Genomic DNA, 25,019 nt, shown 5'->3' on the forward strand with positions numbered 1-25,019 from the left:
GTTAACGGGTGTTGTGTTGCAGCAGGCCCTCTTTGGAAGCCAGGAAAAAACTGTCGCGCACAATGGCCCCGAAGGAGCTTTCCTCGAAAGCCAATTCCGTATCGGGGTCGGGCCAGTAGCTGCGGATGAGCCCTTGCTCCAGCAGGCTGCGCAGGTGGCGCTCCAGGGCGGCGGGGGCCAGGCCGGTTTTCTGACTCAGGTCAGTGAAGGAAGAGACGAAGTACAGCTCGTCGAGGATATCAAATTCAACGTCGGTCACGAAGGGCAGGGGTTTCAGGCAAAGGTAGCACTCCAGGCGGGTTAGCAAGTACGGCGAATTTGCTTGGCTCTACGGCTTAGGTGGTGTATAGGCCACGTCATCTGTCCCAACGGCAGGCCTATAGCCATGGTCTTCAATGTAGAAGATAATCTGTTCAATTTCCTTCTTTGATAACTGGAAGCTGGGCATTTGCTGCTGCTGATACTGGTTAAATACTTTCACCGCGTATTCGTCGCCGCTAGCTACCAGTTTGCTGGAGTTTTTCACCCAGGCCGTAATCCACGACATTGGCCGGCGCTTGGTAATACCGGCCAATGCTGGCCCAACAACTACCTCATTCACAGCGTGGCACTGGGCGCAGTTACCCTTAAATAGCGCATCACCAGCAGCTATGTCGCCAGGTTCTGCTCCGGGCGGCAAAGCTGAAATCAGCTTGACGGGTTGTGGCAAAGGCCCCATGCCCGCACAACCCGAAACCTCCTCCCTCACGGGTTCAGGCGTCAGATGGTTGCCCAGCGTGAATAAGCACACTACAATGCATCCGGTCACCACCGCCAAGCTGGCGGGCATGATGATTTCCAGCAGATTTTTCATGCGGATAGTAGCTAATGAATCACCCGTTGAAATACGCCCGCAACAACCAGAATAGCAAGCAAAACCTACCGCGACCTGACAGCTGAAACGACGACGCAAGACCAGCAGCAGGCAGCAACTGGCCTAACGGGCTCTGCCCACCTGACCGGGTACTCTACCGCAGCTGCCGACCCTTCCACTCGTAGCTGCCGCGCAGGCCAGCCAGGCCAGTGAGCAGGGCGTAAGGGGCGTAGGCGAGCTGCAATACCGGCACCCACCACAGCCAGCGGGGCCGGCCCAAAAACTGCAGCACCGGCCGCAGCAGCAGCGCATCGGCCAGCAGCTTGGCGGCCCAGCTGAGCAGCACTACGCTAGCCGGCACCACATCCACCAGCCACAGCCCCGCTCCCACCGGAAACGTTAGGTTGGCCAGCAGCACCAGCACGGCCAGCCGCTGGGGGGCGCGGGTTTGGTAGTGCCGCCACTTACTGGCCCAGCGCACCCGCTGGCGCAGCAGTTGGCGCACGGTGGGTTGGGCGGGCGTTTGCACCAGGGCCGCCGCATCGGCCAGAAACCGGATGCTGCCGGGGAAAGTTGCGTGGAGCTTGTGCAGCAGAAACTCATCGTCGCCACTGGCTACCTTTTCATTGCCGGCAAACCCCTGCACGGCGTAAAAATCCTGGCGGCGGTAGGCCAGATTGGCGCCGTTGCACATGGTGGGCGCGTTGCGGCCGATGGAGGCCGCCCCCACTCCTACCAGTCCGGCCAGCTCCAGTCCTTGCAACGTAGCCAGCCAGCCGGACCCCGTGAGCAGCACCGGCCCACTGATAAAGCGTGCGGCCGGCTGGGCGGCCACGGCCCGGGCGTAGGCAGCTACCCAGCCACCGGGCAAGCGGCAGTCGGCATCGGTGAGGAGCAGCCAGGGGGCGCGGGCGGCGGCAATGGCGGCCTGCACGGCGGCTTTTTTGCCGGTGGGCGCGCCCGGCAGTTTGGCCAGATGCAGCAGGCGCAGCGGGAAAGTCACTTCGAGAGCCGTCCGATCCACTAGCGGGGCGGTGGCATCGGTGGAGTGGTCGTCGGCTATCAATACCTCAAACCCGCCCGCTACCGGCAGCTGCGCGGCCAGGTCCGCCAGCAGGCCGGGCAGGGTTTCGGCCTCGTTGCGGGCGGCAATGATGATGGTAAAGGCTGGCCCGCGCTGGGGTTCTGGCGTCGGTTCTTCCTCGAAGCTCTTTTTAGGGAGAAAGGAAAAATCAGCCTCCGCTTTTCCAAAGCCGGCACCCAAATCCTTGCCTGAAACTAGTTTCTCTTTTCCTTCTTTCGGGAGGACGACAGAGGAAGAGGCAGCAACCAGCCGTTGCCAGGCCCGCCGGAACAGGCCCATTTGGGCCAGGTATACGCCGTTAGTCAGCAGCAGCGCTACCGACCAGCCCCACCCGCTACCACTCACGAGGCGGGGGCCGAAACCGGCTTTTGCCACCGTCCTAGCACCTTCAGCCGCAACACAAACACCAGCCCGATGGCGCTGGGCACGGCAATATTGAGCACCCACAAACTCAGGCTGGCACTCAGCACCGGCAGCACAGGCTGGCCCAGCAGTCCAAACAGGTGCGTGGCCGACAGCTCCCGCACCCCTACATCGGCCAGGGCGTTCAGGGAGGGCACCAACGACTTCAGCAGGAACGTGCCGGCAATGGCGGCCAAAGCCGGCCCCACCGGCGCCTGCACCCCGTAGGCCCAGAGTAGCACCCCAAACTGCAGGCAGAACACCGCGTAGCGCAGCCCCGAAATCAGCAGTACGGTAGTGAGCAGTCGGGCCGGGTAGGTAGGCATAATGGCCACGTAGCGGCTGAAGCGCCGCAACGGCCGCACCACCCGCACGGCCGCCACCAGCAGCTCGGAGTAGTACAAAGGCAGCAGCACCAGCGCGTTGAGCAGCAATACCAGCACCACCAGCCCAAGCTGCGCGGCCGGGTAGCCAGCCACGTAAAACCGCAGCAGAAAATACAGCAGCCCCACCGTGCCAGCCGCTACCGTAGCCACCAACTGGCAATAGCGCCCCAGAAACACCGCCCCCAGCGCATCCAGCCGCCGACTTTTCAGCTCCATAATGCGTCCGGCGTAGTCGCCCACCCGGTTGGGGGTCACGAAGCCCAGCGTGAGGCCCACCAACACCGCCCGCAGGCTGCGCCCGAAGGAAACAGGCTCCAGGTGCCGGGCCAGATACCACCATTTCCAGGCTTCCAGCCCCCAGTTAAGGGGCATCAGCAGCAGGGCCAGCAGCACCGGCCCCCGACCCTGGCCCTGCCAGGTGCGCGCCAACAGCCCGCGCCAGGCGGCGGCCGTATCGGCATCGGCTACCACAGAGTGCCAGAGTAGGCCCAGGGTGAGCAGGGTGATGCCTACTTTACCAGCCACAATCCAGCCTTTATAGCGGGCCGAAGCCGATGCTTCAGTAGTTTGGACGTAGCTTTGAGGTTCCGGTTGGGGCAAAACGGCGGTGGGTTGCGTAACTTCGGCAAGTTAGCGGGTTGTGCGGTTGAAGCAGCACTCTGCGCGCAACCGGCGGGGTGCTTCCAGCGGGTCAATCTTTCTTTTTATTGCGTTCTACTCTATTGGCTCCTGACTTGAAGCCTGCCGCTTCCAGCTTGTAGCTTTTCTACCATGATACTTCCCCTGGCCTCTTCCTCCGAGCTTCTTCCTAAGGTGATTATGGGCGTTGACCCCGGCACCAACCTGATGGGCTACGCCGTAATTGAGGTGCAGGGCCAGCAGGTGCGCATGGTGGAGTACGACGTGATTGACATGCGCAAGCTGGGCACCAACCACGCCCTCAAGCTCAAGCGCATCTTTGAGCGCATGACGGAGCTGATTGACGAGCACCTGCCCGATGAGTTGGCTATTGAAGCGCCGTTTTTCGGGGTGAATGTGCAGAGTATGCTCAAGCTGGGCCGGGCCCAGGGCGTGGCCATTGCCGCCTGCCTGGCCCGCCAGATTCCGTACGTGGAGTACGCCCCCACTAAGGTAAAGCAAAGCGTAACCGGCTCCGGCAACGCCAGCAAGGAGCAGGTGGCCCATATGCTGCGCCAGACCCTCAAGCTACCACCCATCGAGGAGGCCCCCAAGTTCCTCGACGCCACCGATGCCCTGGCCGTGGCCATGTGCCACCATTACCAGAAGGGCAACAACGTGAAAGCCGGCGGCAAAAGCTGGGGCAAGTTCCTGGCCGATAACCCCGGCAAGCTGGCCGCCCCCGTCGCCGGCAAAAAAGCCCCGGCCGCACGGAAGAAGCCAGCGGCTTGAGTGTTAGTTAACGTAATTCAACTTCTAGGATAGACTTCGAGATATGAGGAAAAGGTATTGGCTCCTATTAGCTTTCTTAGTCGCGTTAGGCCTCCAGGAATTGGATTCAATTCTGTTTGCTAAACCACTCAAAGTCAGTGTTACTAATGATAAGCCCGGCTCCTACGTAGAACTAGAATTATCTACAGGATGGCGAGATTATCAATACGTTACCGTCACGTATGGGTACCCAACTGGATTATTTACCAAGGATAAACAGGAGCGCTTAGGTAGGTACACTCTATCGGTGTCAAATGGATATATCCATTATAATGACTTTACCCCGGAATGGCATCACCCACAGGTGCTGGTCGTGCATACGCGCAATTATCCTGATTTAGTCATTAACCTAGCTCAGCATCAACTGGAAGAATCAGTATCCTACTGACTTGACAGTAGCTTTTACTCAATTAACCACAGCGCTGCTAAGGGAGGATTGCATTTACAAAAAACCTAGATTCAAGCAACGAACCTTGGTTATTAGGGCTCATCGAATAATTTCTAAACACCCTCACCCATCCCATGCAGCGTCGCCCCGTTCGTTCTACTTCCCTGAAAGCCGTGGGCTACGAGGCCGCCACGCAGACGCTGGAAATTGAATACCGCCACGGCGGGCTGGTGCGGTACACGGGCGTGCCGGCCGCCATTCACGCGGCGTTGCTGCAACTACCCAACAAGCTGTTGTTCGTGGAACAGGTGCTGGAACGCAACGGCTACGAGCGGGAACAGCTGCGCGGGTAACGGCTCCGCCCCTACTTCGGCCACGCGTACGCCGCCGACCAGCTGCGAAACTCCTCCACGGTGGCCGTGTGGTTGGCCAGCCAGTTGTGCACCTCAGGCGTGCGGGCCGCCCTCGATTCCTGCACCGCGTACGCCAAAGCCGGCAGGTAGCCCTGCTTTTTCAGCTCCACGAAGTACGGCACCAGGTACTGCCAGGTAAAGCCCTCCTGCTGCGCCGGGTGCAGCTCGTCCAGCACGCTGATCAACGCGTCCAGCTTGCGGATGAGCTGCTCGGTGGGTGTTTTGTCTTTGTTTTCCTCGCTGTAATCCATAGCCCCGCTCATACTCAGCAGCATGTCGGCGGCACTGAAGTTGTCGGGGCGGCCTTTTTTACCGGTGTTTTTCAGGGTTTCCGGGGAGATGTTGATGGTTACGGCCTTTGCGCCGGTTTTCTCCACGCCCTGCCCCAGCAGCGCATCGAAGCGGGCCAGAGCGGCCTCGGCGCGCGCGCCGGTGGGCTCCACCTGCAACAGGCGCAACCGGGTCAGCAGCGCCGGCACCCGGTTGCCTTCCTGTTGCAGCAGCAAGCTCAGCGCATTGAGCGAGTTGGCGTGCCCCGGCCGGTACCGCACCGACTGCTGCATGCTGCCAATGGCTTCCGCCGGCTGCCCCAGCGCCGTGGCCTGCGTAACGCCCAGGTTGAAGTGCAGCGCGCCGTCGTTGGGGTAGCGTTTCAGACCTTCCTGGTACACTTTCGCGGCTTCTTTGGGCTTCTTCAGGCCATCGAGGGCATTACCGTAGGTGCTGTAGAACGAGGCACCGGGTTTAGGGTCTTCCTTCAAAATCTGCCGGCACAGCTCTACGGCTTCTTCGTTACGGTCAAGGGCGTTGTAGGTCATGGCCAGCTCGTAGCGGGCGGTGCTATTAGAGCCGTTCTGCTTCAGCGCTTCCTTGTAGCGCAGCACGGCCTCGTCATACTTGCCCTGGTCGAAGAGCGCAACGCCCTGCTGCACCAGCTCCTGGCTGCCAGTAGTTTGGGCTCCCGCCGAATGCACAGAAAAACTCAATCCCAAAGCCAGCAACAAACCCGTGTAGTGATTAGACATATGAAAACTACGATACAGTAAAAATTACAGGATGTTACTTGGCGGTTATGTCAAAAGCTCAGGCACCCAGCTCTATCTCGCCCTGCAGATACGTGACGGCATGGCCGCTCATCAGCACCCGGTCAGCCCGCAGCTCACACCACAAGTCACCGCTGCGCGCCGATACCTGGCGGGCGTGGAAGGTTGTTTTATTTAGCCGCTCGGCCCAATAGGGCACCAGCGTAGTGTGGGCCGAGCCGGTTACCGGGTCTTCGGGTACGCCCACCCGGGGCCCGAAAAAGCGCGACACAAAATCAACTCCTTCGGAGCCGGGGGCGGTAGCAATTACGCCCCGGTACTCTACGCAGGCCAGCCGGGCCATATCGGGGCGCAGGGCGCGCACCTCGGCTTCGGTATTGAACACGCACACCAGATCGGGCCCAGCCAGCAGCTGCAACGGCGTGGCTCCCAATCCGTCAACCAAGCCGTCGGGGTGGTGGTGAATGAGCTGAGGCGGGCGGGCCGGAAAATCCAGGGTTAGCATCCCGTTCGGACTCTGCGCTACCCGCAAGGGCCCACTTTTGGAGTGGAATACAAGCTCAGATTCCTGAAACTGCAGGTGGCGGTAGAGTACATGAGCTGAGGCCAGGGTGGCGTGGCCGCACAGCTCTACTTCCACGGCCGGCGTAAACCACCGGATTTCGTATTCATTTCCGGTTTTCGGCACAAAGAAGGCTGTTTCGGCCAGGTTATTTTCGGCGGCAATGGCCTGCATGGTTTCGGCCGGTAGCCACTCGGTAAGCGGACACACGGCGGCGGGGTTGCCGGCAAACGGCCGGTCTGAAAACGCATCAACCTGGTAGATGGGCAGGAGCATGAGTAGCAATAATCAGTAAAGTGAAAAGACTGCAAGATATGGCGCAGCCGGTGACCTTCAGTGTGGCAGGATATTGAAGCGGCTCTGCGCCAAACTACCTACCCGCGCAGGAAATCAGTCCGTTTTCTTGCATAGCTCTTCTACCAGCTGCCCACCGATAATGACCTGCCGCACCGGATTTTCGCCCAGCCAGTAGGGTATTTCCTCCAGGGTGGGCACGTCCAGCACCAGGAGGTCGGCGCGCTTGCCGGGCTCCAGGCTGCCGCAGTGCTGCTGCTCCCCGATGGCCCAGGCGGCATTCAGGGTGACGGCCGCCACGGCCTCGGCGGGCGTCAGGCCCATTTTCAGGCAAGCTACCTGCAGGGCCAGCCAGAGGTTTTTGCTGGGGCAGGAGCCGGGGTTGAAGTCGGTGCTGATAGCCACGGGCAGGTTTCCGTCGATGAAGGCCCGGCCGGGCGCGTACCGCTCCTGCCGCAGAAACAGTGGCACCAGCGGCAGCAGCACGGCTACCGTACGGCCCTGGCTCTGGCGGGCAATGCGCGCGGCGGCGGCCGGCGTCAGGTAGTCGGCGTGGTCGATGCTGGTGGCTCCCAGCTGCGCCGCCATTTCGCAGCCGCCCAGGTCGTGGAGCTGCTCAGCGTGGATTTTAACCCCGAACCCCAGAGCCCGGGCCTGCTCTAAGTACTGCCGCGAGTCGGCCACCGAAAAGGCCCCCTCTTCGCAGAAAATATCTACAAAGGGCACCTCCTGCGGACTGATGTGCGGCAGCACGTCCTGCACCAGCATGTTTAGGTAGTCGGTGGGGCGGCCCCGGTACTCGGGCCCGGGCACGTGCGCGCCCAAAAACGTGGGCACTACTCGTACCGGCTGCCGGCGGCCGGCTTCCTGGGCTACTTGCACCAGGCACAGCTCCGTTTGGGCATCCAGGCCATAGCCGCTTTTTGCTTCCAGCGTGGTTACGCCATAGTGCCGGAAACCCTCCAAATGGTGCAGGGCAGTAGCAAGCAGCTCGGCTTCAGAGGCGGTTCGGGTGGCTCGTACAGTGCTTAGAATACCGCCCCCGCTGGCCAGAATATCGAGATAGGTTTCGCCCTGAAGCTTGCGCTGAAACTCCCCGGCCCGGTTGCCCCCGAACACGAGGTGAGTGTGGCACTCCACCAAGCCCGGCATCACCACCCGTCCGCCAGCATCCAGCACCACCGTGGCCGACGTTACCTCGGCTTCGTCCAGGTCCGGCATGGGCCCCAGGGCTACAATCTGCTCCCGTACGCAGGCTACATAGCCGTTGGGTATCACGCGCCAGTGCTGTTGAGCGGCCCCAGCCAGCGGCTGGTCCGTAGATGCGCCGGCTAGCGTTAGGAGTTGGCCGCAGTTGCGGATCAGGAGAGTGTAGGCCATGCGGTAACAGGTTGAGAGGAAGCAGGCAAAGATGCGTAGAACCTCTGCAATACCCCGCCGGCGTAGCTAATTCACTCAGCCCTTACACCTGAATACAGCTATATAAACATGTAATTTTCAATTTGATAAAGTGTATCCATTTTTGAGAAACTACAGTTTAACGCTCACAATTCGTATCTTACTGCTAGTAGTAAAGCAGGCTTCTTCAGATAGTTACGATTTACGCTTCCAGTAAACCGACTTCCCGAAATGAAAAACCTCATACTCGCTTCTTTGCTGCTCGCCAGCACCCCGGCCTGGGCTCAGCTCCCAACCAGCAGCTACGCCGTATCGGCGGTTTGCCCGGCCTCAGCGCGCAACCCCTCCCAGCTTTACCAGGTCCGCCAGGATGGCTCCATGCAGCCCATCGGCACCATCCGCAGTGCGGCCAATGACAACAACTTAATTATCAATGCTCTGGGATATAACCAGGCCGACCAGACGGCGCTGTACGGGATGCGGGTGGAGCAGCAGAACTTGGACAACTTCACCACGTTTGTGCCTCAGCTCTACCGTATCAACCTTAGCACAGCCCTTGCCGACTCGGTTGGCCCGGTGACGCCCCCGGACACCCCCCCGACCGGCGAGTTGACCCCAACCGCCAGCGGCCAAACGTCGGTTGATGTGCGTCAGACGCTGAACTTTGTGGCCGACAGCGGCCCAGATGGTACCTACTACACCGGGGGAGCTACGTTTCGGGTTATTTTCTCCACATTTTTCGGCTTGCCGTTGCCCGGCACGGCCCAGGTAACGGACGTGCGGCTGTACGTGGGCACTGTAAACCTCTCGGCCTTTGCGGCCCCCACCTGGCGCCGCCTGAATACCACTGACCCCGCCACGGCGGCCGTAGTGGAAAGCTTCCGGACTCAAACTCAGACGTACATTCGCGCCAATGGTAGCGGCCCTACTCCGGAAGGCGGTATTCAGGACTGGGTATTTGACAAGGAAACCGGCACGCTAGTCAGCTACCTGGGCCTCTCCGACCAATACTTGACCATTAGCAGCCCGGCCTCAGCTCCAGTGGCCCTCACTACCAACGTTACCACTCCCCTGCCCGCTACCACGGCCACCGACAAGAACATTGGGGCTATGTTTTCGGACCGCTTCAACAACGTATATGCGGTACGGGCGGCGACTGGAGATATTTACCGTATCGACAACCAGACGGGTAACTACACCGGCCGCTCCTACGGGGCCGCGCTGGGCTGCACCCGCGGCGACGCGGTAAGCTTCCAGGATGCGCTGCCCCTGCCCGTGAAACTGGTGAGCTTTGCTGCAGAAGCTTCCGCTGCTGGCACGCGCCTAAGCTGGGCTACTGCCAGTGAGGAGCATGCCGCGTATTTTGAAGTAGAGCGTAGCACTACGGCTACCCGTTGGGAGCCCGTATTGCGGGTAAAGGCCAGCAACCAGCCCTACGGTCAGCGGTATTCGGCCCTTGACGCCCGCCCCCTGCCTGGTACCAGATACTACCGCCTAGCCATTCACGACATCTCTGGAGAAGTAGCGTACTCGGGCGTGCAAGTGGTAGGCGCGGCGGCTGAGTTGCAGGCTTACCCCAACCCGGCCACTGAGTTTGTGCGCGTGCAACTGCCCATTACGGCCTCTGCCACCACGCTGGAGCTGCACGACGCCCGGGGCCGCCTGGTACGCCAACAGCAGCTGGAAGCCGGCATTGCTACTACAGAGCTGCGCACCGCCGACCTGCCCGGGGGCGTGTACTTGCTGCGCGTGCGCCAAGCCAATACTACCCATACAATTCGGGTGGTAGTGGCTTCCGGCCCGAACCAGTAACCACATCAAATAGTAGCCGAGGCACGTAAGGTAAGTTTTGACTTTACCATGCTCACCCCTGTTTCTGCCCCGCTCATCATTACGCTTACTCTGGATGCGGAGGCCCACACCTACTACACGGGCCTCCGTGAGCAACACTTCCCGCCCGAGCGCAACTACTTGCAGGCGCACGTAACGCTGTTTCACCATTTGCCCGGTGAGCAGGTGGCGGCAGTTCAGCAGCAGCTTCTCGGGGTAGCGGCCCGTACCGCGCCCCTGCTGTTGCAGGTTACGGGGGTGCGGTTTCTGGGGCGCGGCGTGGCCTACACGCTCGAAAACACCGCGCTTCAGCAGTTGCATCGCCAGCTCCAAACCGCTTGGTCGGAGTGGCTGCTGCCCCAGGACCGCCAACCTTTGCGCCCGCACATCACCGTGCAAAACAAAGTAGACCCGGCCCAGGCCCGCGCCCTGCACGAGCAACTGGCAACGGACTTTGCACCGAGTACCGTAACGGGGCTGGGCTTCACGGTATGGGCCTACGAGGGTGGCCCGTGGCGGGAGCTGTTTCGGGTGCCGTTTGCGGGCCCAGTACCAGCCTAACGCTTTCGGGCCGTGATGGTGTGCGTGAGGCTCTTGAATTGCGCCAACGCCGTTTCCGGCTCCTGCTGCGCTATACCCAACAGCGTAATGGCCGTGCTGCCAATTACTGTTACCTGTTGGTACACCAGCACCCGTTTGCCGTTGAGCTGAGCAAACCCTTCCGTTTCGTAGGTTACCAGGTCGTTTACTTTGCCGGATGTTTGCTTGCGCGGCATGAAACCCAGCAGGCCCGGCTGCTGACCCAGAGCCTGCTGGCTGATGTCGGCGGCGGTTACGGACTGGTTGATGGGAAAGGAACCGACCGTGACAATGGGCTCGGTGCCGTAGGTAGGTTTGCGCTGTCCACCCAGCGAGTAGATAAAGCGGCCCCGGCTGGTTTCGGCCAGCGCGAACGGTGATTTTTTTTCGTCGAGCTGAAAAGGGGCATTGGCCAGGGAGGGGACGCTGGCTTCCGGCTTACGGTAGGTGGCGCTCAGCAAGCTGCGGCGCATGGCCGTAGCCAGGGCGGTGTCGGCGGTAGGGTAGCGGGCATCCAGCAGCACGGCAAACGTAGAGTCGCCGAACAGCATCTGCGCCGACTCCAGCGCCGGCGACAACTGCACCCGTACCAGCCGGGCGGGGTATGGCTTGTCCTGAATTTCCTGGTACTGTAGCACATTGCCCCCTTTTGCGGCGAAACGCTCCCGGCTGAACCCAGCTACTTGCCGGTAGTAGTTACCACCTTTCAGCTCAATTACCTGCAAAGCGGCCTCACCCCGCCGGAAACCGGTAAAGCCCGTTGCCGGCCCGAAGCCCGTGGGTGGCGCCAACCACACCTGCGTACCCGCTACTGGCCGGGCAGTTGCCTGGGCATACACCGACGCGTGGGCACTCACCATCAACCCAATAACTCCGGCCCAGCTAACAATACATCCTTTCATCATGGCATGCTACCACGCGCTGGCAACACAACTCCAGGCGTAGCAGGCGTGCAAGGTAACGACAGTTCTGGCAGGTATGCGTACGGGCTGCTGCTTAAAACAAGTTAAAACGAGGTTTGCAGACGGGCATTTCCGGCATGACGCTGGAAATCGTGCAAGAGCATGCACAGCCCCGCATCCTGAACTGTGAGCAGAGTGGGCTGCACGTCGTCGATGCCAATAACCGGGCTTTCAATGTGATTGACCAGCCCCATCGACCAGTTGCCGAACTGGCGCTGCGCCACCGGCCCATTGGCCAACACCTCTACCTCGGTGTGGCGGCAGTCGAGGCTAATGCGCCCAAAAATGGCGTCTACGCTGTTGGGGGGGCCTTCCAGCACCTGCAAAAACCGGTTACCATCGTAAAGCAACATACCCGTAATACCGGCTTCGTCGTTATGAGTGCGGGACTGCACGAGCAGCCGGCCCAGCTCGGCCCCAGATAAAGGCAATACCGCCGTACTTTGATAGATGAGGTGATGTAAGCCAGCCATAACAGGGTGCCTAAGAATCGGAAGTATAAATCAACCGATAAAAAATACGACGAAATATGCCTCAAAGGTAACAATCCAGGATGCTATTTTGAATCCAATTATTCCCATTTTGCAACGCTTCTTTTTTCCCTGTAAGCCTCTTACTCATGACTGCGCTGTTACTCATTGATATTCAGAACGATTTCCTGCCGGGTGGCTCTCTGGCAGTAGCCGGGGGTAATGAGATTTTGCCGCTGGTAAACCAGTTGCAGCCCCGCTACGAGCTGGTGGTAGCTACCCAGGATTGGCATCCGGCCCGGCACCATAGCTTTGCCAGCCAGCACCCCGGCCAGGCCGTCTTCTCCCAGATCGAGTTGCACGGGCTGCCCCAAACCCTCTGGCCCGACCACTGCGTGCAGGGTACTCCCGGCGCAGAGTTCAGCGCCGAGCTGAATCAGAACCGCATTGAGGCCATCTTCCGCAAAGGCACTTCCCCCGAAATTGACTCCTACAGCGGCTTCTTCGACAACGGCCACCGCAAAAGCACTGGCTTAGCCGATTACCTGCGGGGCCGGGGCGTGCAGGAAGTACACGTCTGCGGCCTGGCGGCTGACTACTGCGTATTCTTTTCGGCGCTGGACGCTTTGCAGGAAGGTTTCCGGGTGGTGTTTCTGGAAGCGGCCACGCGGGCTATTTCGGCGGAGGGCTACCAGCAGGCCCGGCAGCAGCTTGAGCAGCGGGGTGCCCGGGTGCAGTAACACCTCCCCTACCGCTTCCTCGGCTCGCAGGAGCCAGCAAACGGTTACTAAGTGAAAGGAGCCTTGGGTGGTACTCGAGCATGGGGCAGAGCCAACCTTTGCCGGCTGGAGCCGGTAAGTAGGCTGGTTGCTGTTTTTCTACCCCTATGCCGTTTCAACTTCCCGATTTGCTGCCTACCCAGTTAGAGCTCTTTCTGCGGGCAGCAGGGGTAGTACTGGGTAGTGCGGCGGTAGGCTGGCTGCTGGCTCGGTTGTTTTTTAAGGCGCTGGGCCGCTACGCCCGCCGCGAGTCTACTTTTCTGGCTCAGGCGATAGGGCGGCATATGTGCCAGCCGGCCAGCTGGTTTCTGCCGGTGCTGGTCATTTCGTTTACGCTGCCCCTGACGCTGCTTACCAGCCAAGCCCTGGAAGTAGCCCGCCGCCTCGTGGAAACGGCTTTACTCACCACTTTTGCCTGGTGCCTGGTAAAGGCTGTGGATGTAGTGCAGACCTTGGTAGAGCGCCATTACCAGATTACCGCCGACGACAACCTGCGGGTGCGGAAGCTGTTCACGCAGCTGCAGTTTGTAAAGAAACTGACCGTGTCGCTGATCATCTTCGTGACTCTGGCCCTGGTACTCATGAGCTTTGCCACGGTACGCAAAATCGGGACGGGCCTGCTCACCTCGGCGGGCATTGCCTCGGTAATTGTGGGCTTTGCTGCTCAGCGTTCCATCAGCAACCTGCTGGCCGGTTTCCAAATTGCCTTTACCCAACCTATTCGGCTAGATGATGTGCTGGTGGTGGAAGGCGAATGGGGCCGGGTTGAGGAAATCACCTTCACCTATGTGGTGCTGCGCATCTGGGATGAGCGGCGGCTGGTGTTGCCGCTCAACTACTTCATTGAAAAGCCTTTTCAGAACTGGACGCGCACAGCTTCCCAGCTGCTGGGTACCGTATTTCTGTACACTGATTATACCATTCCGGTAGCGGAAGTGAGGGCCGAGCTGCAGCGCCTGGTGGCGGCGCACCCGCTCTGGGATAAGCGCGTGTGCGTACTGCAGGTTACCGATTCCAAGGAGCGCACCCTGGAGCTTCGCTGCCTGGTGAGTGCCAGCAACTCCAGCCAAGCCTTTGATTTGCGCTGCGACGTACGAGAGCAGCTGGTGCATTTTATTCAGCAACACTACCCCGAAAGTCTGCCCAAAACCCGCACCCTCACCGAGCCCACCGACCAGCCCTTTGCCCCGGCCAGTGCCGCCACCGAATAAAACCCGGCGCCGTGCGGAAACCCATGCGGGGGGCCGTATCTTCGTGGGTTAAGAACCGGCATATTCCGCCCAACAGGCGGGTTTTCAACCGGCTCGCTCTCTGCTGCATGATCCGCCTGGAATACTTTACCCCCGAAGACTTTTCCCAACTTATTACCTGGATTGACTCGCCCCATCTGCTTATGAACTGGGCGGGTCCGATGTTCAACTTTCCCCTCACCCCCGACAAGCTGGACTGGTACCTCCAGGATACCAACCACCTGGGCGAGTCAGATGTATTCATATTCAGGGCGGTTGATACAACCACGGAGGCGGTAGTGGGGCATATATCGTTGGGTAGTCTCAGCCAGAAAAACAGTTCCGCGCGCATTAGCCGGGTGTTTATTGCCCCGGAGCAGCGTGGCCGCGGCCTGGCCCGCCGCATGCTCACGGAGGCTCTGCGCTTTGGTTTTGAGCAGTTGCACCTGCACCGCATCGACTTGGGCGTGTACGACTTCAATGAGGCGGCCATCCGGGCCTATACCCGCGCCGGCATGCATACCGAGGGTTGCTCGCGCGACATTCTGCGCTACGAGGGCGAGTACTGGAGCCTGGTTGAGATGAGCATGCTCGACCACGAGTGGCGGGCCCGACAACTGGCCCACTAGCAGTTCTGCGGGGGCGTAAGCTGCTCCTAAAACCGGCAAATTGACGCTGTAGTCAAGCTCAGCCGCAGATTTCTTTTGTCCCCGGAGGCCACCTTTTTCGCTTTCTGCCGTACTTCGTAAGTCCTATTCTGAACTACGCATGAGCACGACCGACAGCGCTGCTCCTCTCACCGCCGATGTGGTGCTGATTGGAGCTGGAATTATGAGTGCAACCCTGGGCCTGATGCTGAAGGAGTTGCAGCCCGACCTCACCATTGCCATTTTTGAGCGGCTGGATGTGGCCGCCGCCGAAAGCTCCGATGCCTGGAACAACGCCGGCACTGGCCACTCGGCCTTTTGTGAGCTAAACTACACCCCCGAAAAGCCCGATGGCAGCATCGACATTAGCAAGGCCATCAAAATTGCCGAGCAGTTTGAGCAGTCGAAGCAGTTTTGGGCCTATTTGGTGGAGAAATACCAGGTAACGGGCGTCACCCGCTTCATCAACCACATTCCACACCTGAGCTTTGTGTGGGGCCCGAAGAACGTGGAATTTCTGCGTAAGCGCCACGCTGCCCTCACCCAATCCCCCTTGTTTCAGGGTATGGAGTTCAGCCAGAATCAGGCTGAGCTGGAGCGCTGGATGCCGCTGGTAATGGATGGGCGCGACCCGCAGCAGCCCGTAGCCGCCACCCGCATGGACCTGGGCACCGATGTAAACTTCGGCTCCCTGACGCGGGGCATGTTTACCCTGCTCCAGGAAAAGTCCGGCGTATCGTTTTACTTTCACCATGATGTGGAAAGCATCAAGCGCAAGGAGGATAACAGCTGGCGCGTGAAAGCCCGCGACCTTACCACCGATGAGAAGGTAAAAATTCGGGCGCCGTTTGTGTTCATTGGGGCCGGCGGAGGTTCTTTGCCCCTGCTTATTAAGTCGGGTATACCGGAGGGAGCGGGTTTTGGCGGCTTCCCGGTAAGCGGGCAGTGGCTGAAGTGCATCAACCCCGAGGTAATTGCCCGCCACCACACTAAAGTGTACGGCAAAGCGGCCGTGGGCTCCCCGCCCATGTCGGTACCCCACCTGGATACCCGCGTAATTAATGGCAAGCGGGAACTGCTGTTCGGGCCTTACGCCGGTTTCAGCACTAAATTTCTGAAGCAGGGCTCCTACCTGGATTTACCCCTGTCGGTAAAGCTCAGCAACATGCGCCCCATGATTATTGCGGGCCTCAAAAACCTGCCGCTCACCAAATACCTCATCAACCAGGTACGTCAGTCGCCGGAAGACCGATTGGCCGCCCTGCGCGAATACCTGCCCGAAGCCCGAGCCGAGGACTGGCAGCTGGAAACGGCCGGCCAGCGCGTGCAGGTTATCAAGAAAGACGCGAAAGAAGGTGGGGTGCTAGAGTTCGGCACGGAGGTAGTAGCCGCCGCCGATGGCTCCATTGCCGCCCTGCTGGGTGCTTCACCGGGAGCCTCCACGGCCGTCAGCATTATGGTGGGCCTGATTCAGCGCTGCTTTACGGAAAGCGCCCGCACCCCAGCCTGGCAGGCAAAAATGCGGGAAATGATTCCCTCGTTCGGGCAGAATCTCAATGACAACCCGCAGCTGGTAGCGCAGCTCCGCGCCCACACCAGCACCGTACTGGGCCTGAATGAGGTAGTAGCCGAGTAAGTACCCAACCCATTAAATGCCAGCAAAGCCCGCTGAACCATAGTGTCCGGCGGGCTTTGCTATTTCAGAATATGAGAAGCATGCACGTAGTAATTGCTATTCTAAGCGCAGTAAAAATCTGGCTGTGGCATCTAATGCTACTCCCGGCTGCTTCCTTCGTTCGGAATAGCAGACCAGAGGCAGTTGCGGAGCTATTACGTCCAGTACAACAAAGGAGCCTGGGGGAAGCGTTGCGCCCACTCCTGCTGAAAGAACTGCTTCAGGGTGCGCATGTCATCAGGCTGATACACGAATTTGGTGCCCCCGAATTTGTTCCGCTTCACGGCCCGGGCGGTTTCGGACAAATCCAGGCTAGTATTGGGGTACCATTGCAGCAGTACCTCCTTGGAGCCGGGCGTGAAGCGGTGCGTGATGCACTCCAGAGTCAGGTCACAAGGAAAGTCCAGGGTGGCAGCTAGTCGGTCGAGGAGGATACGGTACTGCTGCTGCCAGCCAGGCAAGGGCATAATAGGGGCCAGCACCACGCCTACCGGGTAGCCGCCCCCACCCCGCTCGGGCGGCAAAGCTAGTTTGCGCAGGGCCCGCAGCCGGGCCTCCACCGAGGCCGTGCCGCCTTCCAGCCCCCGCACGGCGGCCTCGGCATTCAAACTGATACGGGCCCGGGTGCGCCCGTTGTGCGGTAACCCCAATACGGAGTCAACCTGGTCAAACTTACTCACGAAGCGCAGCGTGGCCCCCTCCCGCTCCCCGTAGTAACGAATGCACTCTGCCAAGCTCCCGGTCAGGTGCTCTATACCCAGCACATCAGTGTAGCAGCTCACCTCGAAGCTCACTGGTCGGTCGGGCCGCTCGTAGGCGGCCGTGTTGCACAGCAGCTGGGGCAAATTGGCAAACACCTTCACCACCGGTGGCCCGGCCAGGCTGCCTGCCAGGTAGCAGTACTGGCAGTGGGCGGGGCAACCCTCGGCTAGGTTCATCTGCCAGTCGGCGGAGGGTGGCGTGGGTTGCAGGCGCAGCGCGCTGGGCGGAGCGCACACCACAGCCAGGGTGCTTTTGGCCCGGCGGTAGGTGTCGCGCGCGTCTTCGCCGCGCACCCCGGTCAGGCGGTTGCTTTTGAGCATTTCCACCGCCAGTCCGTGCGCCGTAACCCGTTGCAGAATCTGCTGCCCAAACTCCTGGTCAAGCGCATCCGGAGTAAACACTACGCGCTTGGGCAACCACACTTTGGCGGCGTGAGTGCGGGGCTGCGCGGTCGGCGCTAATACATCAAGCGAAGGAAAAAGCTGGCCTTGGGACATAGTGAATAGTAACACTCCGCCCCGGCCGAAAGCTCCCGTACAACCTACTATTATGGCTTACAGCGGTGGTTTTCAGCAGATATTTTTCAACTGCTTTCCGCCTAGATTGAGCAGTATTTTAGCTGGCCAATTAGCTGCCTGTTTTAGCTCGCAAGCTGATTCTTCTTCCCTGGCCTGGGCAGAAACACTTCGGCCAGCATGCAGCGGGCACTACCGCCCCCAATGGTTTCGATGGTTGGAATGGCACAGGGCAGCAGCTCGGCGTAGTGGCTGAGGCGGTGGCGCTGGCTGGGGGTTAGGGCATCATGGGCGCTCTGGGAAAGCACCACCAGCTCGGGGCCGGCGGCCGGGCGTACCGTGAGCATGTTGCCCGCAAACCGCCCCACTTGCTCCAGGCTGATGGCAATGATTTCGTGGCCGGTACCAGTGAGGGAGGCTACCACGGCAGCCCGCTCCGACTCGCTCCGAATGCTTTCCAGGCAGACAACCGCAAACCCGCTGCCCACGCACATCATCACGTTGGTGTGATAAATGTTCTGGCCCTGGGCATCATAGGCAGAAAACGCAACGGGCTGATAGCCCAGCTCGGCGCATACCCGCTCAAACAGCTCCTCGTCGGTGCGGGCCGAGAGGCAGGCGTAGGCTCGGCGGTGCACATGGTCGAAGATAATACTGCCCGTACCTTCCAGAAACCGCTCTTCCTGCTCGTGCCCCGATAAATCGGTTACCTCAGTTACTACAAACTGCTCCGACAAGGCGGCCAGAATATCGGGGCGGCGCTCCGGGCGGCGGTTGGGCGCGCACATGGGGTAAAGCAGCACCCGCCCATCGGGATGAAAAGTACCCCAGTTGTTCGGAAAAACGGCATCGGGCGTGTGCGGTTCCGGCGTATCCTCAAACACCAGTACGTGCAGACCCCTTGCCCGCAGCCGGGCTACCATAGCGTCAAACTCCGCAAAGGCCTGGGTCTGAATCTTGTCCTCGTCGGCGCCGGCTACAAAACCTTGAAAATGATTGGACTGGGCCGTTTCAATATTAAAGGCAAAGCGCGTGGGCCGCACCATGAACACGGTATCGGTAGACTGCATGAAGGGAGGGAGTGGGTGGGGCTGCAAATAAACAACATGGCCGCTGGTTTCCGGGCTTGGGGTGCGGGCCATTGAGCCGGTGTTGTTTCAGCACTTCAGACAGGAAATATCTTGCCGGTTTCCGTTCTTCAAAACTGAACCGTAGACGCTACCTTTGCAGACTTGCTACTGATTTGTGCCCGGCTACGTCCGCTGATCTGACGCCTCCCATGCAAACTACCCTTCCTTCGGTTACTGAGTACTTCAACCTGTTTCGGGCGTTGCCCGATAAATACCTGCTGCTCTCCCCCGAGGGCGTGGTGCTGGATTTGAATGATGCCCATGCCTCGTCTTCGTTGCCCCAGCGGCAGCGCGAGGAAGTGGTAGGTCTGGATTTCTTCACCGTGTGGCCGCCCAACTCCGATACAGAGGGCGACGTAGTGCGCCGCTCCCACGAGCATGTGCGCCAGTTTCACGCTCCCGACACCATGCCCCTCATCCGCTACGACCTGCCCATACCCACGGAAAACGGGGGTGGGTACGAGCAGCGGTATTGGCAGGCTACCCACTTTCCGGTGCTGGACCCCACCGGTCAGTTGCGGTTTATTCTGCAGAAAACGGAGGATGTGACCGAGCAACAGTTGGCTGCCCAACGTCACGCCCAGGTACAGCAGCAGTTGGCTGAGCAGCAGCAGCGCACCCGCTTTATCCTGGAGTCGTTGCCCGTAATGGTCTGGACGGCCACGCCAGCCGGCGTATTTGATGGCTCCAACCAACGCCTGCAGCAGTTCACGGGCTGGGCGGCGGCGGAGTTGATGGGCTCAGCCTGGCTGCAGCTTATTCACCCCGAGGACCAGCCCAATTTCGAGCGGACTTGGCAGCAAGCCGTAGCTAATGCGGCCGATTTTCAGGCGGAATACCGCCTGCGCCGCCACGATGGGCAGTACCGCTGGCAGTTGGTGCGCGGTACGCCCCGCCTCACGGCTACTGGCAGCATCCTGATGTGGATTGGCAGCAACACCGATATTCAGGAGCAGAAGCAGATGGTGCAGGAGTTGCTGGAAGCCAACGAGCAGCAGGCCCTCCTCTCCGACCAAGCCTACGCAGCTTCCCGCGCGGCAGCCAGCCAGCGCGATATGCTGTACAGCCTGCTGGAAACGGCGCCGGCCATGTTTGCCATTTTGCGCGGCCCGGATCACCAGTACGAGTACGTAAACCCCGGCTACAGAGCCCTATTCGCGGGCCGCGAGCTGCTGGGCCGTACGGTGGCCGAGCTGGTGCCCGAGGCCTCGGAGCAGGGCTTTACGGCCTTGCTTGACCAGGTATATCAGACGGGCACGCCCTTTGCTGCAGCTGAGGCACCTTTCTCCCTAGTGGGAGCCGATGGCAAGCTGCAGCAGGTGTATCTGAATTTCTCCTACCAGCCTTTCCGCGAAGACGGGCGCATTGTGGGGCTGCTGGCATTTGCCTACGACGTAACCGACCTGGTAAAAACCCGCCAAACCCTGGAACAGCTTGGCAGTCAGCCGCGCGGCTAGCCGCATATTTTTGCTTTTTACCCGGGAACCCCTCTCGTTTCTATGGAATTAACCAGCTTGGATTTTCAGCAGGCCCGCATCAAACAGGTGCTGTTCAAGTCGCGCCTGCGCTCCGTGCTGTATGGGGTGCGGGACGCAGATGAGGCCCTGTTTTCCGTGCGCGACAACCCGCTGGGCCAGTGGATTGAGACGGTCATCAAGCCTCAGTACAACAATGCGTCCCTCATTCGGGAGTTGGAGCGCATTCTGTCCGACACCTTGCAAACGGGCAGGCAGCTGGTAGGTATGCACCAGCGGGGCCAACTGGAAGAGGCCCGCAAAGGCCTGGAGCAGATTGAAGCCCACGGCACCCGCATGGAGGAAGTACTGCAGAAAATGGAGCAAAGCCTCCGCTGATTTCCTGGTCAGCCTTACCAAAACAAAGCCCCGCCCACAAAGCGGGGCTTTGTTTTGCGCGAAACCCTGGGTCAGGTTTCGGGCAAAGCAAACGGCAACTTTCCGGCAAGCCGGGCAGTAGTAGCTGGGTAAAAGCCACACTTCACGCAGCGTACTGATTTTACCCACCTGGTGCTTATTCTCCCATGACTGATCAAACCGCCTCTGCCCCCTCTTCATCCACCATTGTATTAGCGGGGGCCACCGGTGCTCTAGGTTTGCTGATAGCCCACCACCTGCGCCGGCGCGGCGCAGCCGTCCGGGCCTTGGTTCGGCCGGAGTCCATTCACAAGGCCGAAGCCGAATCGTTGCGGCTGCAGGGTGTGGAAGTGGTAGCGGTTGATTTTGCCAATGTGCCCGCTCTTACGCAGGCCTGCACCGGAGCCAGTTGCGTGGTATCGGCTTTGTCGGGGCTGCGCGACATTATTGTGGATACCCAAACCCGCCTGCTGGATGCGGCCGTGGCGGCGGGAGTACCCCGCTTCATCCCGTCGGATTTCTCGGCTGATTTCACCCGTCTACCCGAAGGTGCTAACCGCAACTTTGATTTGCGCCGGGAGTTTCAGCGGCGGCTGGCTCAGGCCCCAATTCAGGCCACATCCATCTTCAACGGCATGTTCATGGACTTGCTGACCGGGCAGGCGCCGCTGGTGCAGCCGGGCATCGGGCGTATTGTGTACTGGGGCAACGCTGAGCAGCCGCTGGACTTCACTACTATGGTAGACACGGCCAACTTCACCGCCGCCGCCGCCCTGGACTCCTCCACGCCCCGCTACCTCCGGGTGGCCGGACAGGTGGCCAGCATCCGGCAGCTGCAGGCTGAGGCCAGTGCGGCATTTGGCCAACCGTTTAAGCTGCTGCGCGTGGGTGGGCTGGGTTTCCTGGCTGGCATGATTAAGGTAACCCGTGCCGTGGTACCCGCCGAAAAAGAGGTATTTCCGCCCTGGCAGGGCATGCAGTACATGCACAATATGCTCAGCGGGCAGGCCAAGCTCCTCCACCTCGACACTAGCCGCTACCCCGATATTCAGTATACCCAGATTCGGGAGGTGCTGACCAGGCAAGCCTAGCTTGTTGTTAGCGTGCTTTTTAGTTTCTTCAGGGCATGAAGAAATTTCTGCTCAGCACCGCCAGCGGCTTGTTAGTGGCTCAACTGGCCTTTTCGCAGGTGGCCTCACCGGCCAAGCCCACCAAGTTGGCAGCCCGCTCCGGCAATCCTATATTTCCTGGCTGGTACGCTGACCCAGAGGCGGTTATTTTCGGTAAAACCTACTGGGTATACCCCACCTACTCGGCCCCCTTCAACCAGCAAGTATTTCTGGACGCCTTTTCCTCGCCCGATCTGGTGCATTGGACCAAGCACCCGCGCATCGTGGATACAACCAGCATCAAATGGGCGCGGCGGGCTATGTGGGCTCCGGCTGTGGTGCAGAAGGGCAAGCAGTACTTCCTGTTTTTTGGAGCCAATGATGTGCACGAGGGCGAAGTAGGCGGGATTGGGGTGGCCGTAGCCGACCGACCGGAGGGGCCGTTCCGAGATTATTTGGGCAAACCCCTCGTCGGCAATATTCACAACGGCGCGCAGCCCATCGACCAGTTTGTATTCCTGGACAAGGACGGGCAGTACTACCTGGTGTACGGTGGCTGGTCGCACTGCAATATTGCGCGCCTCAAGCCCGATTTTACTGGCTTCGTGCCCTTCCCCGACGGTAGTATTTACAAGGAAATTACGCCGCAGAATTACGTGGAAGGCCCCATCATGTTCCGCCGCCAGGGCAAGTACTACTTTATGTGGAGTGAGGGCGGCTGGGCCGGTCCCGACTACTCGGTAGCCTATGCCGTGGCCGACTCGCCGCTGGGGCCTTGGCAGCGGGCAGGCAAAATTTTGCAGCAGGACCCCGCCGTGGCCACCGGGGCCGGCCACCACTCAGTGGTGCAGGTACCGGGCGCCGATGAATGGTACATTGTATACCACCGCCGCCCCCTAACCGAAACCGACCAGAACCACCGCGTTACCTGCATTGACCGGCTATACTTTGACGCGCAAGGCCGCATCCAGCCGGTTACCATCACCCAGGAAGGCGTGCCGGCCCGGAAGCTGTAGCCGCTGGTTGGGCAACTCGCACCGGTCACTCACCCGGCCGTTAACTTCTTCACCACCACACCCGTAAGCTACCTCTCACCTCTTGCTGTTCCGGTTATGCGCTTGTTGGGGTTAGCCTGCATTCTTGCTACGCATACGCTGGGGGCTTGCACCTCGGGCGGAACCGGTAAGCCGCAACCCCACCCCACGGCTTCTGTGCTGATTTTCTCCAAGACCAGTGGTTTTCGCCACGAATCTATTCCGGCTGGTATCCGGGCCATTCAGACCCTGGGCCAGCAGCATAATTTTCGGGTGGATACCACCACAAATGCCGGGCGTTTCACGACTACCGGGCTGCAGCCGTACCAGGCAGTTATATTTTTGAGTACTACCCAGGATGTGCTGAACGAGGAACAGCAAACGGCATTTGAGCAGTACATCCGGGGAGGACGGGGGTTTATGGGCGTACACGCCGCCACCGATACCGAATACAACTGGGCCTGGTACGGGCGTTTGGTGGGTGCGTACTTCAATGGGCACCCGGCCATTCAAACGGCCACTATTCAGGTGCTCAATGATACCCACCCTGCAACGGCGGGTTTACCGGCCCAGTGGACCCGCACCGACGAGTGGTACAATTTCCGGGACCTGAGCCCTACCCTAACGGTACTGGCAACGCTTGATGAGCGGACCTACTCTGGTGGCACCAACGGCTCTAACCACCCCATTGCCTGGTACCATGAGTTTGCGGGAGGCCGGGCATTTTACACGGCTGGCGGACACACCACCGAAAGCTTCAGCGAGCCGCTGTTTCAGCAGCATTTGCTAGGCGGAATCCGGTATGCCATTGGGCAAAAGTAGAGCAGCAGCAGTACGGCAGTTTGTGCGTTATTACTGAACTGTAGGCTGAGCGGTTGATAGCGCGGCTACTAGCCGGTTGCTGCTGAAGGCGAAGGGTACCTGGCCAGCGGTGGTGCTGATGTGGGTGGTGTAGGTAGTGGTCCAAAGAAACGTCTGGGTTTGCACCGGACCAAACGCCGCCCACGGAATGAACAGCGGCGGGTGCCCTGCAAAAAAGATTTTCCAAGTAGACAGGTACAGGCCCTCCACCGTGAAGCCAATGCGGGCGGCGTTGTTGTACTTAGCTACGCCAATTCGGGCAAAAGTCAGTGTTTCCTGGTTCACGGTGGCCGGCACCGCTGCCACGGCATACTGCGCGGCCAGGCGGCTCCAGCCCATGTGGGAAATCATAAAAACGACCAAGCACCAGAACGCCCCAAAAACCGGGATGAACAACAGCGGAAGCCAGGGCACAATGGGATGCATACTCCTGCATACGCTTTCTGCCGGTGGCTGGTTAGTACAACTCAGCCATCTGCGGCCACAGCCCAGCCGTATTATGTAACTGTATAAGCCTGCCCCCGCGAGTTTACCTCTGCAGTTTCGCTGGCACAAGCAACAAGTGTCAGCAGCCGACTATACTGTACAACCCTAAGAGTAGGGTCGTGGGTCAGAAAGACCAGTTGAGCCATAACCGACAGCGGCCATATTCATCAGCCCCGGTAGCGCAACTCCATACTCAAATGCCAACACCTTATGCCCTAGCCTCGCCTTCTACCATATTGATTTCCAAGAAGCTTTGAGCAACAGGATGACCTGTACTGTCACACCAATAGTTTTCGCAGGCACTCATGGGAAGTAAGATGTGGCTAACGAATTACATATGAGGAGTACTAGACAGCAAGGTATTGCTTGGAAAAGCAAAGCGCCGCCCCAGTGTACCGGGGCGGCGCTAGCTCCTGGGGCTCCACGCTCAAGGCTGCCACTGAGTGCGGCGGAATTTCTTCCAGGTGCGCTGCTGCTTGTTCAGCGTAGAATTGCTGGTTTCGGGGCCGTGGGGAAAGCAAAAGGCGCAGCCACGAGCAGTACCGAAAACAACGCGCGACACCTGCACGTTGGAAAATTTTGCGGGATAGGCCACAAATCGGCCTTCTTCCACGGTGCCAAAGGCTTGCTGGAGTTTCTTAACTCGTTTCATGGGGCTTTGAGTTGGTACTCAAAGCGGGCAGCCTTTGGCAAAAACGAGTAAGTAAATCATGGCAACATAACAGCGGGTTCAGCGGAAATCACAAAGTACAACAACTGCTGAACTGCAAGAGAAAGACAGAGGCCGGCTTCCGGGCCTGGGAAGCCG

26 protein-coding genes are annotated in these 25,019 nt (G+C 59.7%); 13 read left to right on the forward strand and 13 right to left on the reverse strand.

The genetic code is table 11. The annotated features are described in order from the left end of the window. Window position 1 precedes the first annotated feature (1 nt). The 4 genes from ABIB60_RS17065 to ABIB60_RS17080 all read right to left on the reverse strand — a co-directional run bounded on the left by ABIB60_RS17065 (window position 2) and on the right by ABIB60_RS17080 (window position 3,325). Complete coding sequence (locus ABIB60_RS17065; protein ID WP_315999060.1) at window positions 2-259, reverse strand: helix-turn-helix domain-containing protein; 258 nt, start codon at window positions 257-259, stop codon at window positions 2-4. A 69-nt stretch (window positions 260-328) separates the two neighbouring features. After that, complete coding sequence (locus tag ABIB60_RS17070; RefSeq protein WP_354581622.1) at window positions 329-853, reverse strand: c-type cytochrome; 525 nt, start codon at window positions 851-853, stop codon at window positions 329-331. Window positions 854-1,007: 154 nt separating this feature from the next. Next, window positions 1,008-2,312, reverse strand: coding sequence for a glycosyltransferase (locus ABIB60_RS17075; protein ID WP_354581623.1), 1,305 nt, complete (start codon window positions 2,310-2,312; stop codon window positions 1,008-1,010). Continuing rightward, window positions 2,279-3,325 (reverse strand): lysylphosphatidylglycerol synthase transmembrane domain-containing protein, encoded by a 1,047-nt coding sequence (locus tag ABIB60_RS17080; protein ID WP_354581625.1) that lies wholly within the window; start codon window positions 3,323-3,325, stop codon window positions 2,279-2,281. Before ABIB60_RS17080 ends, ABIB60_RS17075 begins: the two co-directional genes overlap by 34 nt. A 171-nt stretch (window positions 3,326-3,496) precedes the next feature. On the opposite strand from ABIB60_RS17080, the gene ruvC reads away from it, so the two are divergent. Both ruvC and ABIB60_RS17090 read left to right on the forward strand, forming a co-directional pair. After that, complete coding sequence (gene ruvC / locus ABIB60_RS17085; protein WP_354581627.1) at window positions 3,497-4,135, forward strand: crossover junction endodeoxyribonuclease RuvC; 639 nt, start codon at window positions 3,497-3,499, stop codon at window positions 4,133-4,135. 561 nt (window positions 4,136-4,696) lie between these two features. Then, window positions 4,697-4,915, forward strand: a complete 219-nt coding sequence (locus ABIB60_RS17090; RefSeq protein ID WP_354581629.1) for a KTSC domain-containing protein — start codon at window positions 4,697-4,699, stop codon at window positions 4,913-4,915. Between the two features lie 11 nt (window positions 4,916-4,926). On the opposite strand, the gene ABIB60_RS17095 is transcribed toward ABIB60_RS17090, so the two are convergent. The 3 genes from ABIB60_RS17095 to hutI form a co-directional block, all read right to left on the reverse strand. Continuing rightward, a complete protein-coding gene (locus ABIB60_RS17095; RefSeq protein ID WP_354581631.1) occupies window positions 4,927-6,000 on the reverse strand; it encodes a tetratricopeptide repeat protein in 1,074 nt (357 codons plus the stop codon). A gap of 58 nt (window positions 6,001-6,058) precedes the next feature. Continuing rightward, entirely contained in the window at window positions 6,059-6,856 is a 798-nt protein-coding gene (locus ABIB60_RS17100) for a PhzF family phenazine biosynthesis protein (RefSeq protein WP_354581633.1), read from the reverse strand. A 114-nt stretch (window positions 6,857-6,970) separates the two neighbouring features. Beyond that, window positions 6,971-8,254: an imidazolonepropionase gene (hutI, locus tag ABIB60_RS17105; RefSeq protein ID WP_354581634.1), complete on the reverse strand. Its 1,284-nt coding sequence runs from the start codon at window positions 8,252-8,254 to the stop codon at window positions 6,971-6,973. Between the two features lie 249 nt (window positions 8,255-8,503). On the opposite strand from hutI, the gene ABIB60_RS17110 reads away from it, so the two are divergent. Together ABIB60_RS17110 and ABIB60_RS17115 are read left to right on the forward strand one after the other, a co-directional pair. Further along, complete coding sequence (locus tag ABIB60_RS17110) at window positions 8,504-10,084, forward strand: T9SS type A sorting domain-containing protein (protein ID WP_354581635.1); 1,581 nt, start codon at window positions 8,504-8,506, stop codon at window positions 10,082-10,084. Window positions 10,085-10,132: 48 nt separating this feature from the next. Beyond that, on the forward strand, window positions 10,133-10,663 hold the full coding sequence (locus tag ABIB60_RS17115) for a 2'-5' RNA ligase family protein (protein WP_354581636.1): 531 nt from the start codon (window positions 10,133-10,135) through the stop codon (window positions 10,661-10,663). Here ABIB60_RS17115 and ABIB60_RS17120 read toward each other — a convergent pair. Further along, entirely contained in the window at window positions 10,660-11,586 is a 927-nt protein-coding gene (locus ABIB60_RS17120) for a hypothetical protein (RefSeq protein WP_354581637.1), read from the reverse strand. The genes ABIB60_RS17115 and ABIB60_RS17120 overlap by 4 nt on opposite strands. A gap of 101 nt (window positions 11,587-11,687) precedes the next feature. Further along, window positions 11,688-12,116, reverse strand: a complete 429-nt coding sequence (locus tag ABIB60_RS17125; protein WP_354581638.1) for a BLUF domain-containing protein — start codon at window positions 12,114-12,116, stop codon at window positions 11,688-11,690. A 146-nt stretch (window positions 12,117-12,262) separates the two neighbouring features. Between ABIB60_RS17125 and pncA the strand changes: the two genes are divergently transcribed. The 4 genes from pncA to ABIB60_RS17145 all read left to right on the forward strand — a co-directional run bounded on the left by pncA (window position 12,263) and on the right by ABIB60_RS17145 (window position 16,404). Then, window positions 12,263-12,853 carry a bifunctional nicotinamidase/pyrazinamidase gene (gene pncA / locus ABIB60_RS17130; RefSeq protein ID WP_354581640.1) on the forward strand — a complete coding sequence of 197 codons (591 nt, stop codon included), beginning with the start codon at window positions 12,263-12,265 and terminating at the stop codon, window positions 12,851-12,853. 146 nt (window positions 12,854-12,999) lie between these two features. Then, window positions 13,000-14,103, forward strand: a complete 1,104-nt coding sequence (locus ABIB60_RS17135) for a mechanosensitive ion channel family protein (protein WP_354581642.1) — start codon at window positions 13,000-13,002, stop codon at window positions 14,101-14,103. A 107-nt stretch (window positions 14,104-14,210) separates the two neighbouring features. Next, a complete protein-coding gene (locus ABIB60_RS17140) occupies window positions 14,211-14,750 on the forward strand; it encodes a GNAT family N-acetyltransferase (protein ID WP_354581644.1) in 540 nt (179 codons plus the stop codon). A gap of 139 nt (window positions 14,751-14,889) precedes the next feature. Continuing rightward, complete coding sequence (locus ABIB60_RS17145; protein WP_354581646.1) at window positions 14,890-16,404, forward strand: malate:quinone oxidoreductase; 1,515 nt, start codon at window positions 14,890-14,892, stop codon at window positions 16,402-16,404. Window positions 16,405-16,598: 194 nt separating this feature from the next. Here ABIB60_RS17145 and ABIB60_RS17150 read toward each other — a convergent pair whose 3' ends face one another. Both ABIB60_RS17150 and ctlX read right to left on the reverse strand, forming a co-directional pair. Next, a complete protein-coding gene (locus ABIB60_RS17150) occupies window positions 16,599-17,702 on the reverse strand; it encodes an SPL family radical SAM protein (RefSeq protein ID WP_354581647.1) in 1,104 nt (367 codons plus the stop codon). Between the two features lie 143 nt (window positions 17,703-17,845). Continuing rightward, entirely contained in the window at window positions 17,846-18,790 is a 945-nt protein-coding gene (gene ctlX, locus ABIB60_RS17155) for a citrulline utilization hydrolase CtlX (RefSeq protein WP_354581648.1), read from the reverse strand. A gap of 209 nt (window positions 18,791-18,999) precedes the next feature. Between ctlX and ABIB60_RS17160 the strand changes: the two genes are divergently transcribed. From ABIB60_RS17160 to ABIB60_RS17180, 5 genes are all read left to right on the forward strand, one after another. After that, a complete protein-coding gene (locus ABIB60_RS17160) occupies window positions 19,000-20,307 on the forward strand; it encodes a PAS domain-containing protein (protein WP_354581649.1) in 1,308 nt (435 codons plus the stop codon). 42 nt (window positions 20,308-20,349) lie between these two features. Next, window positions 20,350-20,703 carry a hypothetical protein gene (locus ABIB60_RS17165; protein WP_354581651.1) on the forward strand — a complete coding sequence of 118 codons (354 nt, stop codon included), beginning with the start codon at window positions 20,350-20,352 and terminating at the stop codon, window positions 20,701-20,703. 185 nt (window positions 20,704-20,888) lie between these two features. Then, entirely contained in the window at window positions 20,889-21,812 is a 924-nt protein-coding gene (locus tag ABIB60_RS17170) for an NmrA family NAD(P)-binding protein (protein ID WP_354581652.1), read from the forward strand. 35 nt (window positions 21,813-21,847) lie between these two features. After that, complete coding sequence (locus ABIB60_RS17175) at window positions 21,848-22,846, forward strand: glycoside hydrolase family 43 protein (RefSeq protein WP_354581653.1); 999 nt, start codon at window positions 21,848-21,850, stop codon at window positions 22,844-22,846. 195 nt (window positions 22,847-23,041) lie between these two features. Beyond that, on the forward strand, window positions 23,042-23,686 hold the full coding sequence (locus ABIB60_RS17180; RefSeq protein ID WP_354581654.1) for a ThuA domain-containing protein: 645 nt from the start codon (window positions 23,042-23,044) through the stop codon (window positions 23,684-23,686). 30 nt (window positions 23,687-23,716) lie between these two features. Here ABIB60_RS17180 and ABIB60_RS17185 read toward each other — a convergent pair whose 3' ends face one another. Continuing rightward, a complete protein-coding gene (locus ABIB60_RS17185; protein WP_354581656.1) occupies window positions 23,717-24,076 on the reverse strand; it encodes a hypothetical protein in 360 nt (119 codons plus the stop codon). A gap of 562 nt (window positions 24,077-24,638) precedes the next feature. Further along, window positions 24,639-24,863: a hypothetical protein gene (locus ABIB60_RS17190; RefSeq protein WP_354581657.1), complete on the reverse strand. Its 225-nt coding sequence runs from the start codon at window positions 24,861-24,863 to the stop codon at window positions 24,639-24,641. Window positions 24,864-25,019: the final 156 nt, after the last annotated feature.

Source organism: Hymenobacter sp. UYP22 (assembly GCF_040547285.1).
In the GTDB taxonomy this organism is placed as follows: domain Bacteria; phylum Bacteroidota; class Bacteroidia; order Cytophagales; family Hymenobacteraceae; genus Hymenobacter.